Below are 14,477 nucleotides of genomic sequence, written 5' to 3'. Positions count from 1 at the left end.
ATATATTCATTCAAAATGACCCTTGCTTCTTATATACCGCTCCAGTGCGCCACCCCTCACCATGTCCAGAGGGATGGAAAACATTATACCCATCTCCTTATCAGAAAAATTGCCTATGGCCTTTTCTATGGCATCAGCTATCTCATCAACCTGAGAACGGGTCTCCAACACTGAAAAAATGGTCTTGTTGGTAGAAAACTCTTCTTCCCTAAGCCTCCTTATGCTGGCTATCATAGGCCTGGCCTCGTCAAAATTTTTAATAATCCTTCCAGAACCAACAGAGTCCAGTACCGTTGCCCCTTTAGCCCCGTGTTCCCTCATGGTGATAAGTAATTTGTCAAGATACTCCACCCTGTTTAACACTACAACAAAAAGATACATATATGTCCCCTCCTTTATTCACCCTCGCTTGACAATTCCCGTGAGAAAGACATTTTTAAAAGAGGTGGTGTAATGAGCGTTGTAACAAGCACCACAAGTACTGAAGTTGTAAAAAGCCTGGGTGTAACAATGCCCATCTTCAAGCCAAGGTTAACTATGATCAGGGCCACCTCACCCCTGGGTATCATGCCGATACCTACAGAGAGTGCACCTTTCCAATCAAATCCAACAGCCTTTGCCATAAGGCCACAGCCTATAATTTTACCAACTACGGAGGCAGCTATTATTATGAGGCTAAAGACAATACCCTCTGTCAATGTCTTTATATCTGCCTTAAGACCTATGCTTACAAAAAATATAGGAGTAAAGACAAGATAGGCTATAGGGTCAATACCGTGTATAACCTTCTCTCTATACGGCGTCGTAGACAGGATAATACCTGCTATATAAGCTCCAGTAATAGTTGCTATCCCGGATTTATCTGCAATGTAAGACATGACAAAGCAAAATACTAAAGCTATTGTTACTATCCTGTCGCCCTGTTTGAGAGCCATATCCAGTTTATCTAAATATCTGGATACAAGAAACCCGATTACTATAACCAGTGTAAAAAATAAAAGAAGATTTTCTATCATGGGCACAATACCCGATTTGCCTGACACATATCCCACCACTACTGTAAGAAAGATGATACCTATGACATCATCAATAACGGCCGCCCCCATGATGGCAATGCCCTCTTTTGAGTTTAACTTATGTATCTCCCTCAAAGTCTGCACGCTTATGCTAACCGATGTAGCTGTTAATATAGTCCCAATAAATAATGCTTCATTCAAAGATATGCCCTCAACCCTGGATGCGCCAAAACCTAAAACAAAAGGCAGAAACACTCCACCAATGGCGATAATTGTTGACGATACTCCTGAGGAAACAAGGTCGTCTAAGTTTGTCTCTGTTCCAGCAAGAAACATGAGCAGTATCACGCCAATCTCCGCCATGCTCTCCAGTATATCGGAGTTACTGACAATATTCAGTAGAGAAGGTCCCACAATAATGCCCGCTATTATCTGCCCCAGTACGTTAGGCTGCTCAAATCTGGCCGCTATGTATCCACCCAGCCTTGCCACGCCTAAAACAATTGCCAGTTCCAATAATGTCAATATGATTCACCTCACAAAATATTTCACCCCCCTTTATTATAACTCTAATGTCAAATTTTTAAAGAAAAAATTTACTGCCCATATCTATAGGGATAAACGCTATGAGACGATAAAAAGGGCAGAAGATAAGTTAAAAATACTGTCAATCTTCTAAGCTATCTTATATTACCGCTTTAACAGGTCTATAAAGATATAAGCAATTAAATAAAAAACTACTTGACGTTGCAGTAATAAGGTAGTAGACTATAATAAATAAAATAAATTCGATGAGGGAGAATAGTAACTCAAAGGATAGGTCAAAGAGAGTCGCCGGCGGTGGAAAGGCGATACCTTATCCATGAGTGAATGGGCTCCTTAGAAGGGTGGGCGAAATATAAGTAGCTCATCACGGACGTGTCCTCCGTTATCACAAGGACAGGGTATGTTAGTACCCGGATGAGTGAGGGAAACCTCATAAGGGTGGCACCACGGAAGATAGCCTTTCGTCCCTATAGGGACGAAAGGCTTTTTTATTTTATCGGACATGGGGTGATGGCCTATGACGTGAAGGATATATGATACCACTAAAATTACTATTAAATTTAAAAAGGAGTGTTGGTATTATGAAATTGAGGGACAGTATACTCACAGCCCTTCTAATGGCTATTGGCCTTGTACTCCATCAGATAACACCACCCATAATGGGTAGTATGAAACCAAACTTCCTTCTCGCCATGCTATTCGTTGCATTGTTTATTAACCCGGTATACCAAAATGCACTGCTTGGTGGCTTCTTAGGAGGAATATTTGCAGCCTTGACAACAACCTTCCCTGGCGGTCAGGTGGCAAACTTCATCGAGGAAATAATAACAGCCTTTGTTGTTGTTACGCTCATAAGGCTCACTGCAAGGTTTAACAGGCATATTGCTATACCTGTGATTGCTTTCATTGGCACAATGGAAAGCGGCATAGTGTTTCTTGCCATAGCTTCTGCTGTTGTAGGTGGTCTACCACTCGCCTTCTCAGTATTGGTGACCACGGTGGTCATACCAACTGCTGCAATAAATACTGTCGTGACATATGCAGTATACAATATAGCATATCAGGCCCAAAAAGCTATAGGAAAGGTATAGCAAATAAGGGATGACGATTTGTCATCCCTCCTTATCCTAAATATGCCCTTCTTACCTCTTCATTATTCAATAGTTCAGACGCCGTACCGCCCATTACTATGTTTCCAGTCTCAAGGACATAGGCTTTCTTTGCCGTTACAAGCGCCATATACGCATTTTGCTCAACTAATAGGACTGTAGTACCCTCGCTGTTTATTTCCTTAATTACATTGAATATCTGCTCAACAAGTATCGGCGCCAGGCCCATCGACGGCTCATCCATCAATATAATCCTGGGCCTCGACATCAAGGCCCTCCCTATGGCCAGCATCTGCTGTTCTCCACCAGAAAGGGTACCTGCAATCTGAGACTTTCTCTCTGCAAGCCGGGGGAAGAGTGAAAATACCCTGTCAAAGTCTTTTTTTATCCCATCCCTGTCGTTTCTCAGATATGCGCCCAGTTCAAGATTTTCTTGGACACTCATATTAGCAAAAATTCTCCTGCCCTCTGGAACCTGGCAAACCCCCATTTTCACAATATCCTTTGCCTTCATTTTTTCTAAATGGACTCCATTTAATATAATTTCCCCTGTTTTAGGTCTCAAAAGGCCAGAGATAGTCCTGAGTGTTGTAGACTTACCGGCTCCATTTGCGCCTATTATCGTTACTATTTCTCCGTCCTCAACCTTAAATGAAATTCCCTTTAAGGCATGTATAGCACCATAGTATACATGCAGGTCTTTAACCTCAAGCATTTACTTTGCCCCCTTCAAGATAAGCTGTCCCCAGATATGCCTCAATAACCTTTGGATCGTGCTGTATGGAGGTGGGGTCTCCCTCAGCTATCACCTTACCAAAATCCAGTACATATATCTTCTCGCATATACCCATGACCAGATGCATATCATGCTCAATAAGCAGTATGGTTATGTTCATCCCATCCCTCAAAAATCTGATGGTCTCCATAAGATCTTCTGTCTCCTGGGGATTCATGCCTGCCGCAGGCTCATCCAGCAAAAGCAGCTTTGGATTGGTCGCAAGGGCTCTGGTTATCTCAAGGCGCCTTTGTTCTCCATACGGAAGGTTTTTAGCCAACTCATCCCTTTTATTTTCCAGCTTAAAGATCTTTAGAAGCTCCATAGACCTATCATATATTTCCTTTTCTCCTTCAACAAACCTCCTGCCATGTATTATCGAGTCAAAAACACTGTATTTTACATGGAGATGACACGCAATCCTCACATTATCCAGCACGGATAGATCTGAAAACAGCCTTATATTCTGGAACGTCCTGGTTATACCTAATGCTGCCACCTGATAAGGGTGGTGGTTGGCAAGCTCTTTGCCATCAAATATCACACTCCCAGAGGTAGGCACATATTCACCGGTAATAAGGTTAAATATTGTGGTCTTTCCTGCCCCATTAGGCCCTATAAGACCAACAAGACCATTCCTTTCTACATTTATATTAACATCCTTGAGTGCCTCAATACCTCCAAAGTTCTTAGACAGATGCTTTATTTCAAGCAGATTTTCCAAGTCTGCCCCTCCTTCCCAGGACCTGGTCTATCGTAAATTCAGTAATGCCAAACAGCCCCTGCGGTCTGAATAACATCATAATGATAAGCAGTAATGAGTAGATAACCATCCTTAAGGCTGCAAGGCTTGAAAGTGCTGCGTTCAAAAGTGTAACAGCAACGGCTCCAACAATACTGCCGGTTATAGAACCCTGTCCCCCTAATACCACCATTGTCATTATATCAAAGGATTTCATAAAATTAAACTGTTCTGGTTGAATTGTATAGAAGTTATGAGCATACAATGCGCCTGCGGCCCCGGCAAAAAAGGCACCTATAGTAAAGGCCAGTATCTTATACCTTGTAGTATTGATTCCCATAGCCTCAGCCGCAATTTCATTCTCCCTTATAGCTATACAGCTCCTGCCATAGCTGGAATTAATAAAGTTCTTTATGACAACTATGGTGAGTACCATAACAAAATATGCCCATGTCCATGTGGTTAGCTTGGGTATTCCAAAAAATCCCTTGGCTCCTCCTACGGTGTCATTGGTGAGAAAGAAAACCCTTATTATTTCTCCAAAACCCAGGGTAGCAATACCTAAATAATCGCCTTTAAGCCTCAGTGTAGGTACAGCTACTATAAGGCCTGCCAGAGAAGCAGATAGTGCCCCTACAATTAAAGCCACTGCAAGAGGCATATCATAATAGTATGTCAATATCGCCGAGGTATATGCCCCAACAGACATAAGTCCTGCATGGCCTATGGAAAACTGTCCCAGAAAGCCGTTTATAAGGTTTAGGCTGACAGCTAACATAATATTAATGCACATAAGTATCAGATTTAAAGAATAGTAAGGGCCAATTACCCCCGTCTGCATAAGAACCTGTATGACAGCATAAAAAATTACGATTGCTATAAGCACCATAAAATCCTTTTTCAATGCGTTCCTCTCCATGTTACACCTTCTCTCTCTCGTTTTTGCCAAGAAGCCCTGATGGTTTTAAAAGAAGGACAATAATCAGTATTGCAAAGGCTACGCCGTCTCTGTAGAGGGAATTGCCATATCCGGCAACCAGGGTCTCGATAACACCAATCATAAGTCCTCCCAGCACAGCACCGGGTATTATACCTATGCCTCCCAGGACCGCAGCTATGAATGCCTTAAGTCCTGGCATAATCCCCATTAGAGGCCATACGGAGTTGTAGTATATGCCCACAAGCACGCCTGCCACTGCTGCCAATGCCGAACCTATTGCAAAAGTGTAAGAAATGGTTGTATCTACATCCACGCCCATGAGGCCTGCTGCATCCTTGTCAAAGGAGACAGCCCTCATTGCCTTTCCTATTTTAGTCCGGTAAACAAGATATTGCAGTATTATGAGCATCACTATCATTACTAAAAATACTACAATGTCTTTCACAGTTAGCTTAACAATGCCGCCAAAGATGGAATATGTCTTTACAGGAAATATTGTTGGAAAGGTCCTTATTGAGGGTGAAAATACCAGAAGCCCCCCATTTTCAAGAAAAAGAGATACTCCTATTGCTGTAATCAACATTGATATTCTTGGAGCTGTCCTCAGGGGCTTGTAGGCGACTTTTTCAATAAACATGCCTGCCAGGGCGCATATAGCCATTGAAATAATAAGTGAAGGTATAAAACCCAAATGAAAGGCTGAAATAGCAAAAAATCCTGCGAAAGCACCAAGCATATATATGTCGCCATGGGCAAAATTTATAAGTTTTATAATTCCATATACCATGGTGTACCCCAGGGCAATAAGTGCATATATGCTTCCCAGAGAGAAACCATTTATCATCTGCTGCATAAACTGCTCCATGTATTTCCTCCTCCCTCAAAATTTATTATAGGCGAGGCAAAAACCTCGCCTATAAATATGAATTTGATCTGCTAAATCATCGTATTACGGGTTAACTCTGCCCCTCATTACCTGTTCACCATTCTTAAACTCAATGATGATAGCTGGTTTTACAGGATTGTGTTGTTTATCAAAAGTAATGTTACCTGTAAGGCCTGGATAGTCTTTTAACCCCTCTAAGGCAGCTACTATGTCATCCCCATTGGTAGAATTGGCATTCTTTATGCCCGTGAACATAATGTTCGCTGCCTCATAGGCTAATACTGCCTTGGCATCTGGCATTTCTCCAAATTTGTCCTTGTATGCCTTAACGAAATTTTGGATTTTTGGATCAGGGTCAGATGGTATAAAGTGGTTACTCATAAACACATTGTTCATATTTTCTGCCCCTGCTATCTTTACAAGGTCTGGAGAATCCCAACCATCACCACCAACTATTGGTGTGGTTATGCCCATCTCCCTGGCCTGTTTTATTATCATACCTGTCTCTTGATAATGTCCAGGCTCATATATAACATCTGGATTCATAGACTGTATCTTGGTAAGGGTAGACCTGAAGTCCTGGTCGCCCGCCACATAATGTTCCTCAGAGAGTATCTTGCCACCGAGCTTCTCAAAGTTTTCCTTGAAGAACTTGGCCAGGCCAATTGAAAAAGCATCCTTTTCATCAATATACAAGACTGCGGTTCTGGCACCCAAATCGTTATATGCAAAGTTAGCACCCACAACACCCTGGAACGGGTCTATAAAGCATGCCCTGAACATATACTTGTATGTCTCCTGGCTCTTAGGATCCACTGTCACGTCAGGGTTTGTAGCCGTAGTAGCAATGGTAGGAATTTTATACTGCTGCACCACAGGCACCATACCCAGCGTGGTTGTGCTGGCAGAAGTACCTATTATAGCAACAACCTTATCCTGAGTTACAAGCCTGGTCGCAGCATTGGTAGATTCATCAGGAAGAGACTTGTTGTCGGCCTCTACAACTTCAATCTGTTTGCCCAGCAGGCCTCCCTTAGCGTTCCATTCGTCAGCGGCCATCTTTATCGCATTGACAGAAGTTCTCCCATATGCAGCCATAGTACCTGTAAGCTCAAAATTGGCGCCTATTTTAATTGTATCCCCAGAGCTTCCGCCACCACCTTGAGACTGCTGCGCCTGCTGACCGCCACACCCAGCAACCACCAGCGATAAGACCATTAGCAGCGCCAAAATTGCCAACAAACCTTTCTTCATAAACTTCCCCCTCGTTTCTAAATTTCAATTTTCCAATACCAAGCAATCAAGTATCTCTTATCTTTCACCACCTCCAACTTACTATGCACAAAAACTAATAAAAATCGGATAAAAACCCAATTGTTTTTATCCATAACGTGTCTGTAAATCCCAACAAACAAAAAATACTGACTAGTTATTATTACTTATATTTATGCTTGATGATATAATTATAAAAGTATAATTTGCTATAGTCAAGAGCATTTCATGCTTTTTAAAAAAATTTTAGAATAGTCCATATATAACGGATATAACCTTAAAAAATGTCTTTTATTAGAGTACACACAGCATAAAAAAACGATAGCCCTATATAATTTTATTTATACAAGGCTATCATAATGAGTCTTATTTTACTTTCCTGTTTTACTTAATTTATCAAAACGATTTAATCAAAATATCTCACCATTTGATGCAATAGTCTTTTTGTACCAGTAGAAACTCTTCTTTTTTATCCTTCTTAAATCCTTTAAGTCAGATTCATCACGATTGACATAAATGAATCCATAATGTTTGCTAAACCCTTCATGTGTACTAACCAGATCAATAGCCGACCACGGGCAGTAACCAATCAATTGCACTCCATCTGTAATTGCAAGTCTTGCCTGTTCTATGTGCTTACGTAAATATTCAATACGGTAATCATCATTTATAACATCACCATCTTCTAACCTGTCAAGAGCACCCAACCCATTTTCGGTCACTAAAAGTGGCAGATTATATCTTTCATTTAATTCTCTAAGCGTAACTCTAAAACCAACGGGATCTATCTCCCAATTAAATTGTGTTTTTTCTAAATGTGGATTGGATGATACCGTATAAACCCCTGATTCAGCCGTATCAAGTGGCTGCTCATCTCTTGAATCTGCTAAATAATTATCATATTCATTTTTGGTTACTGTTGTTGTGCGGTAATAGTTAAAAGCAATAAAATCAGGTTTGCCTGAGGCTATTATTTCCATATCATCATCTTGAACCGTCGGTGTATAACTTTTTTCTTCCATATAACTCCATGCTACACTGTTATAACGGCCGAATACTGGTATATCCAAGTACAACCAATTACGTATAGATGAAAAATTATTGGCAGCTAAAACATCTTCTGGCTTACAACTAGCTGGATATATAGAAGAAATATTTGGAGCAGGCCCTATTTTTGCATTCGGGCACATTTCATGACACATTTTTATTACTTTAGCCTGTGCTACAAACATATTGTGGTTTTGTTGAAACAATTCTTTTCTCTGATTCTGTATATTTTTATCAAATACACCGATATTACTACCATGTAAAATCATCATATTTTGCTCATTAATAGTAAGCCAATATTTGACCTTGTTACCGAAATAAGTAAATAATGTCTTAGCATAATTCACATATGCATCAATGGTTTCCCTGTTTAACCATCCCCCTTTCTGTTGCAAAGCATAAGGCAAATCAAAATGGTATATAGTTACAATAGGCTCTATATTGTGTTCCAGCAGTTCATTAATTAAACTATCATAAAAGGCAATACCTTTTTGGTTAATTTCTCCAGTGCCTTGAGGAAAAATTCGTGTCCATGCAACCGAAAAACGATAAGCTTTTAGCCCCATTTCCGCAAATAAAGCCACATCTTCTTTATAACGGTGATAATGATCGCTTGCAACCTTAAAATCAGATGTACCTTCAGGATACTTTGCCATATCAATAACTGAGGGGCCTTTTCCATCTTCATTCCATGCCCCTTCTACCTGATAGGCAGAAGTTGAGGCTCCCCATAGGAATCCCTCTGGAAAACTTTTTAATTCTTCATGATACATATATAACCATCCCTTTCATAATTGAGAACAATAATTCTACAATCTTTTATAAACTAAAAATTTAAATCATTTCCAGTTTATCTTTTATACAGCGGCCACTGTAAAATTATTATATTTATATTTTATAGGTTGTCTCAATTAAAATGTATTATCTTTTCGAAATACATTATCTTAATGCAGTTTATCATGTATTAGAAACATTATTAACTCTCGCCACTCATTTCTTAACCATACACTTTTGATTATCCTCATATAGATGAATAAGCTCTATAATTAAGTCTTTGGCCAATATAGCATTCATCAAATGATCTTCAGCATGGACTAAAAGTAGGTTTGGTTGTATATGTTCGCCTTCTGCCTCCAAACTAATTAGATTGTTTTGAATTTCGTGAGCTTTCTGTAGCTCTTCTTTAACCTTATCTATTAATTTATAGGCTTCATTAAAATTACCCTCTCTTGCAGATGCTAATGCCTCAAAGGCATCGCTCCTGGCATTTCCTGCATGTACTATGATCTCAAACACAATCTGTTCAAAGTCCATTCGCCTCGTCCCTCACTATTGAAAATTTTATACGACTTCTTCTTGAATACCCTCTTCCTCGCCCTCTTGTTCAATCAACTGTTTTTCATATATTTTAAAGAATGGATAATACAAGACCATATCAAGTATAAGTAATGCAAACACCAGTATAATGGCCCTCCAATCCATTGTAGCTAAAAAGGCTCCTATGGGTGCTGGAGTAGTCCACGGCACACTTGCAAATGAAGCATTTACAAGTCCTATTTTAACAACATAGTATGATATTACTCCATTTATACCCTGTACAAATACAAATGGTATAAGCATGATTGGATTTAAAACCATAGGCGTACCAAATATTATGGGTTCATTTATGTTAAATAAGGCAGGCAAAATTGCAACTTTTCCAATGGCATTTAACTGTTTAGACTTACTCCTAAGATAAAGAAGTGTAAGACCTAATGTAGCTCCAGAACCACCAAGAGTAATATAGTAAGCCCAAAAGGTATCTGTAAATATATGTGGGAGTGGTTGATAGGTCATATAAGCCTCAGCATTTGCCGCAACGTTAGCTAATTTAAATGGATCCAAAATCGCTCCTACAAGTGCTGCACCATGTATACCAATAAACCAGAAAAGTTGAGAAATTGTTGAAAATATAAAGATTGCTGGTGCAGAATCTACGGCTTTCACCGCCGGAGTCAAAGCAGTCATAATAGCTTGGGGTATAATCATGCCGCTTAAATTTTGAACTATCAAGCTTATAAAGTAAAAAACTAGAACATTTACAGCCAGTGGTATCAAGGCGTCAAATGATGAAGAGACGGCTGGTGGTACTCCTTCAGGCATTTTTATAGTAATATTATTCGACTTTAAAAAGCGCGTTATCTCCACAGTAACCAATCCGACAATTATTGCTGTAAAAATGCCCTTAGCATCTATATAGTTAGCAGGTATATTTCCATCTTTAATGGGTGCTGCTACTATCAGAAATGTAGCAGCTGAAATTGTCGAAGCTGAAAGAGTATCCATCTTATAGCTTCTTGCCAAATTGTATGCCACACCTATTGCTACAAATAAAGCCATTATTCCCATAGTCATGCTATATGGCATGTTTATAACTGCAGAATTAGCAGCTGCCCAGTCTCTCCAAGCAACCATGATTTTTAAAAATATATTACTTTCAGTCACATTTTCCCCAATAGGCGGATTTCCAACAATCAAAACCAAGCCACCCATAATTGTAAATGGAATAGCGTATATCAGTCCATCACGCATGGCTTTCAAATGTCTCTGATTCCCCAGAGCACCGCCAATTGGTAATAGGTAGTTTTCTAAAACTGAATTTAATCTCTCAGAAAAATTCATAATATCACTCCTTTATTGTTTTTGGGTTAGCTTTAATGCTTGTTCTAAAATTTTATCGCCTCTTACCATCCCATAATCAGTAGGGTTAATTACCTCCAGGGGTATGCCCAATTCACCTGTAATCTTTTCAAAATCTTTCTTTTTATACCTTATTTGTGGCCCTAAAAGAACTACATCGTAGTCCTTTACAACCTCTTCAAATTGGTCTACAGGTACCGCATCTATCACCACCTCCCTATATTCAGGTTTAACTGCCTTTTTCATTTTTTCTACAACTAAACTTGTACTCATACCTGCTGCGCATACCAATAATATTTTCATAAATAACCCTCCTACGTTTTTATCACTTATTTGTTGAAGCAATTTCCATGCCAGTACAGGAAATTAAACGGTTTTTACATAAAAAATCTATTTTAAAAATCCTAAAAGCAGTACATTGTATAAATGTGTATCATTTATATAGGCAAACGATTCCCCAGAACAAAAGATCTGTATAATAGTGTATAAATAAAAACTGCAGGTTTAAACCTACAGTATGATGTCCATCAGATATAAAATTTCATCTTCACCTATTTTTATATTATAATGTTCTTCAATCGAATTAAAAATCCCTTGAAGTCTCTCATAGATTTCTTCATTTCCTTGTATAATTCTCTTTTTCACATCTTCTTTCATTGTATTATGATATGAGCTGTCTTTCAGCATCTTTTCGACAAGACATGCTATGTGAAGTATAATTCCTACCGATGTGTCATCATCTATTTTTCTATTTATTACTTCCCCAATGGTAATAATTATTGTTTTGATTTCTCTCATCAAAAAATCGACATCATAAAGAGACATTTCTTTTTCCAATACATCTTCCATATTTTTGTATATATCATTTTTAAAACAACTGCTATCTATCAAATACTGCAGCTCACTGAGCCTTTCTTTTCTAAATATGTCTGCTGCCGAGAAAAACGGTATGTCATATAGTCCGGGGTTTATAGAACCTATTACTGCTATGATTTCCTTATTATACTTTATATCCTTGATTTTATTTATGAAGACTTCTCTATTAGTTACACCTAGTGGCAATATTTCTATACCCTTCAAGTCAATTCTGTCTTCTACATAGTTTCTCAACTTCACAGCGCTGCCTAACCCTGTAGCACATACAGACAAAATAATACTATCTTGAGACGATTTTTCTCTTCTTACATCCAGCTGTATTCTAGAATCGTAACCGCTGGAAAGTTTTAGAGCATCAAAAACCTCATCCAGTGTCGTATTGAACAGTGCCTTCCTTGTAGCTTCAAGAGCAATTGGGGTACTTACCATATCCATAGACCTTATTGGTATACCGGTCTCTTCGTATATGACATCTCCCATCATACCAAACGAACCCATATCGTAAAGCAGGATTACACCCTTTCCATTGTTAGCTGATATTATAAGATCTTTAAGCCTTAAAAGAGCTTCCTCGGGTTTCTGATCAAGAGGCATATCATAACCTTTTGCATGGCTTACACCAAGGAGTTTATTCACCACATCCACCATAGAAGATGCAGTCGAGCTTCCATGCATTGCAACAACAACGCCTACATGTGTATTCTCATCTATGGTGTCTTCCAATGTAAGAAACATTGCTATATAGCCAACCTCATCATCAGGAAGCTCTATATCCCATTCCTGCTTTATCATATCCTTTAGCTTTAATGCCTCTTTGTATTCTTCAGGATGGCTCTTTTGTATCTCCTCCAATTGATAGTTTACAATTGGTAGACCCTTTTTCATCCTCTCCATTGTACTAGACAGATGGATACACAGGCCAAAGAATGTTTTGGAGGCAAAAAGCCTATCAAGATTTTTAGAGGCCTCACTTAAAAAGCTCCTTACTGTTTCAACAAGCTGTTTATCTACTATCTTATAGAGCTCATCATTATTGATACTGTCAAATCTGCCTATAAATCTCCTGAAATATGAGTTAATATCAACCCCAATAAGAAAGTTTATCTCCTCACTGCTAAGGCCTTTTTCAATAAGTTCTTTCCTCTTGTTATCTATCATATCATATATACTTGGCTCATTTTCTATATTGGTTGATGGTGTTACCTCTATCGTCTCATTGCCCTTAAATATAATCTCGTTTTCTCCTATACCCATCTCTCTAAGTTGAGCCTCTTTTCCGTTTACATACCTGAGTGCTATCCTCACATATTCAGGGAGGTCTGCACTTCTAAGCTCCACACTGCTCAACCCTTTCATCGTGCTTGTCAAAAAAGCCCTTGCACATGCAAGCTGTATATCAGATTTAAGTCCACCTACATTATTTGTGCAGTCATATAAGAGGAGAGATTTTAAAGCGTTAGCACTGACTATTATATACCTGCCGATTCTTGTAGCCTCATTTTTCAAGAAGAACTTCAAAAGTTCATATCGCTCCTTTAATGTCCTTTCTCTAAGCGGCGGCAGCTTTATCAGAACAGGTATCCTGCGTACAAATGTCTTTAAAAGAGCAGATTCGGGATTTTCAGTTGTGGCACATATGATAAGTACATTAGCCTTACGGGTATTATCCACCTCGCCAAGGGCTTTATACATGCCCTTGTCCATAAGGGTAAAGAGCATCTCCTGCCCCTCAGGTGGTAGTCTGTGCACCTCATCCAAAAACAGTATACCGCCGTCAGCCTTGGCCACCAGGCCATCCCTGTCCCTATCTGCACCCGTATATGCGCCCTTCTTCACACCAAAGAGCTGAGAAATTAAAAGTTGAGGGTTGTTGGCATAATCTGCACAATTGAAGGTGATAAACTCACCATTTGGTGAAATATGGCCTATCTTCTTGGCATATCTATACATCAATTCTGCAAACATAGATTTGCCAACACCTGTTTCTCCTACAATCAAGGTATTAAGCCCTCTTGGCGGATATACAATAGCAGCCTGAGCAGCTAATATAGGCCCCTTTAAGCTGGCGTCATATCCTATCAGGTTATTAAATTCTTCAGAAAGCAGATTATTTTGATTAACGTTTTCCTCAAACCCATTGTTTATCTTAAAGAGTACAGGTTTACCTTCAATTTTTATAAGCTTACCCTCTTTACAAAGCCTATTGAGGTCAGCACTTACATTTGTCCTCTGCAGATTTAAAAGTTTTGCTACCTCATAAGCGGATACACCTGTGCATTTCCCATTTATCAACTGCTTATCGCATAATTCCCTCACAGTCTCATAAACAGTATCAATGCGTTTCAATCCTCTCCCCCCTTCTGTTTTAGTATAACCTACTGTAAATGTGTATTCAAGTGTATAATGTTTCAAGATAAAAGTAAAAAAATATCGGAGACCATTGAAGAGAATTATAGAACTGGCTTTGAAATGTAAGGTCATGTAAAATATGGGGCTGTTGCACAATGGACTAAATAGTTCATTGTGCAACAGCGCTTTTTTTTATTGCGTAAAAGCAAATACGGGTACCGAAGTACCCGTATAAGCTGT

At 39.2% G+C, this 14,477-nt stretch carries 13 protein-coding genes and 1 other annotated feature; of the genes, 1 reads left to right on the top strand and 12 read right to left on the bottom strand.

From position 1 onward, the window contains the following. Positions 1–6: 6 nt before the first annotated feature. Together FWJ32_RS09680 and FWJ32_RS09675 are read right to left on the bottom strand one after the other, a co-directional pair. Complete coding sequence (locus FWJ32_RS09680) at positions 7–381, bottom strand: P-II family nitrogen regulator (RefSeq protein ID WP_149545757.1); 375 nt, start codon at positions 379–381, stop codon at positions 7–9. A gap of 14 nt (positions 382–395) precedes the next feature. After that, positions 396–1,541, bottom strand: a complete 1,146-nt coding sequence (locus tag FWJ32_RS09675; protein WP_149545756.1) for a cation:proton antiporter — start codon at positions 1,539–1,541, stop codon at positions 396–398. Between the two features lie 257 nt (positions 1,542–1,798). Then, positions 1,799–2,034, top strand: a binding site (T-box leader). Positions 2,035–2,143: 109 nt separating this feature from the next. Here FWJ32_RS09675 and FWJ32_RS09670 point away from each other — a divergent pair. Next, positions 2,144–2,653, top strand: a complete 510-nt coding sequence (locus tag FWJ32_RS09670) for a tryptophan transporter (protein WP_149545755.1) — start codon at positions 2,144–2,146, stop codon at positions 2,651–2,653. A 31-nt stretch (positions 2,654–2,684) separates the two neighbouring features. On the opposite strand, the gene FWJ32_RS09665 is transcribed toward FWJ32_RS09670, so the two are convergent. The 10 genes from FWJ32_RS09665 to FWJ32_RS09620 form a co-directional block, all read right to left on the bottom strand. Further along, the gene (locus FWJ32_RS09665; protein WP_149545754.1) at positions 2,685–3,386 is read right to left on the bottom strand and encodes an ABC transporter ATP-binding protein; all 702 of its coding nucleotides are present in this window, start codon (positions 3,384–3,386) and stop codon (positions 2,685–2,687) included. Beyond that, positions 3,379–4,170 (bottom strand): ABC transporter ATP-binding protein, encoded by a 792-nt coding sequence (locus tag FWJ32_RS09660; protein WP_338028702.1) that lies wholly within the window; start codon positions 4,168–4,170, stop codon positions 3,379–3,381. Before FWJ32_RS09660 ends, FWJ32_RS09665 begins: the two co-directional genes overlap by 8 nt. Continuing rightward, positions 4,154–5,107: a branched-chain amino acid ABC transporter permease gene (locus tag FWJ32_RS09655; RefSeq protein ID WP_149545753.1), complete on the bottom strand. Its 954-nt coding sequence runs from the start codon at positions 5,105–5,107 to the stop codon at positions 4,154–4,156. Before FWJ32_RS09655 ends, FWJ32_RS09660 begins: the two co-directional genes overlap by 17 nt. Position 5,108: 1 nt before the next feature. Continuing rightward, positions 5,109–5,993, bottom strand: a complete 885-nt coding sequence (locus FWJ32_RS09650) for a branched-chain amino acid ABC transporter permease (RefSeq protein ID WP_149545752.1) — start codon at positions 5,991–5,993, stop codon at positions 5,109–5,111. Between the two features lie 84 nt (positions 5,994–6,077). Continuing rightward, positions 6,078–7,268, bottom strand: a complete 1,191-nt coding sequence (locus tag FWJ32_RS09645; RefSeq protein WP_149545751.1) for an ABC transporter substrate-binding protein — start codon at positions 7,266–7,268, stop codon at positions 6,078–6,080. Between the two features lie 428 nt (positions 7,269–7,696). After that, a complete protein-coding gene (locus FWJ32_RS09640; RefSeq protein WP_149545750.1) occupies positions 7,697–9,106 on the bottom strand; it encodes a glycoside hydrolase family 1 protein in 1,410 nt (469 codons plus the stop codon). 217 nt (positions 9,107–9,323) lie between these two features. After that, complete coding sequence (locus tag FWJ32_RS09635; protein ID WP_149545749.1) at positions 9,324–9,647, bottom strand: PTS sugar transporter subunit IIA; 324 nt, start codon at positions 9,645–9,647, stop codon at positions 9,324–9,326. Positions 9,648–9,674: 27 nt separating this feature from the next. Beyond that, positions 9,675–10,994, bottom strand: coding sequence for a PTS sugar transporter subunit IIC (locus FWJ32_RS09630; protein ID WP_149545748.1), 1,320 nt, complete (start codon positions 10,992–10,994; stop codon positions 9,675–9,677). Between the two features lie 12 nt (positions 10,995–11,006). Then, the gene (locus FWJ32_RS09625; protein ID WP_149545747.1) at positions 11,007–11,315 is read right to left on the bottom strand and encodes a PTS sugar transporter subunit IIB; all 309 of its coding nucleotides are present in this window, start codon (positions 11,313–11,315) and stop codon (positions 11,007–11,009) included. Positions 11,316–11,522: 207 nt separating this feature from the next. Beyond that, entirely contained in the window at positions 11,523–14,234 is a 2,712-nt protein-coding gene (locus FWJ32_RS09620; protein ID WP_162523589.1) for a sigma-54-dependent transcriptional regulator, read from the bottom strand. Positions 14,235–14,477 lie beyond the last annotated feature (243 nt).

This window comes from Calorimonas adulescens (assembly GCF_008274215.1).
GTDB classification, from domain to species: Bacteria; Bacillota; Thermoanaerobacteria; order Thermoanaerobacterales; family UBA4877; genus Calorimonas; species Calorimonas adulescens.
This window is presented reverse-complemented; position numbering and strand designations above follow the sequence as displayed.

Excerpts from the sequence above, each read along its gene's own strand:
- FWJ32_RS09680 (WP_149545757.1), bottom strand. The coding sequence starts at position 381 with ATGTATCTTTTTGTTGTAGTGTTAAACAGGGTGGAGTATCTTGACAAA.
- FWJ32_RS09670 (WP_149545755.1), top strand. The coding sequence starts at position 2,144 with ATGAAATTGAGGGACAGTATACTCACAGCCCTTCTAATGGCTATTGGC.
- FWJ32_RS09665 (WP_149545754.1), bottom strand. The coding sequence starts at position 3,386 with ATGCTTGAGGTTAAAGACCTGCATGTATACTATGGTGCTATACATGCC.
- FWJ32_RS09655 (WP_149545753.1), bottom strand. The coding sequence starts at position 5,107 with ATGGAGAGGAACGCATTGAAAAAGGATTTTATGGTGCTTATAGCAATC.
- FWJ32_RS09650 (WP_149545752.1), bottom strand. The coding sequence starts at position 5,993 with ATGGAGCAGTTTATGCAGCAGATGATAAATGGTTTCTCTCTGGGAAGC.
- FWJ32_RS09645 (WP_149545751.1), bottom strand. The coding sequence starts at position 7,268 with ATGAAGAAAGGTTTGTTGGCAATTTTGGCGCTGCTAATGGTCTTATCG.
- FWJ32_RS09640 (WP_149545750.1), bottom strand. The coding sequence starts at position 9,106 with ATGTATCATGAAGAATTAAAAAGTTTTCCAGAGGGATTCCTATGGGGA.
- FWJ32_RS09635 (WP_149545749.1), bottom strand. The coding sequence starts at position 9,647 with ATGGACTTTGAACAGATTGTGTTTGAGATCATAGTACATGCAGGAAAT.
- FWJ32_RS09630 (WP_149545748.1), bottom strand. The coding sequence starts at position 10,994 with ATGAATTTTTCTGAGAGATTAAATTCAGTTTTAGAAAACTACCTATTA.
- FWJ32_RS09625 (WP_149545747.1), bottom strand. The coding sequence starts at position 11,315 with ATGAAAATATTATTGGTATGCGCAGCAGGTATGAGTACAAGTTTAGTT.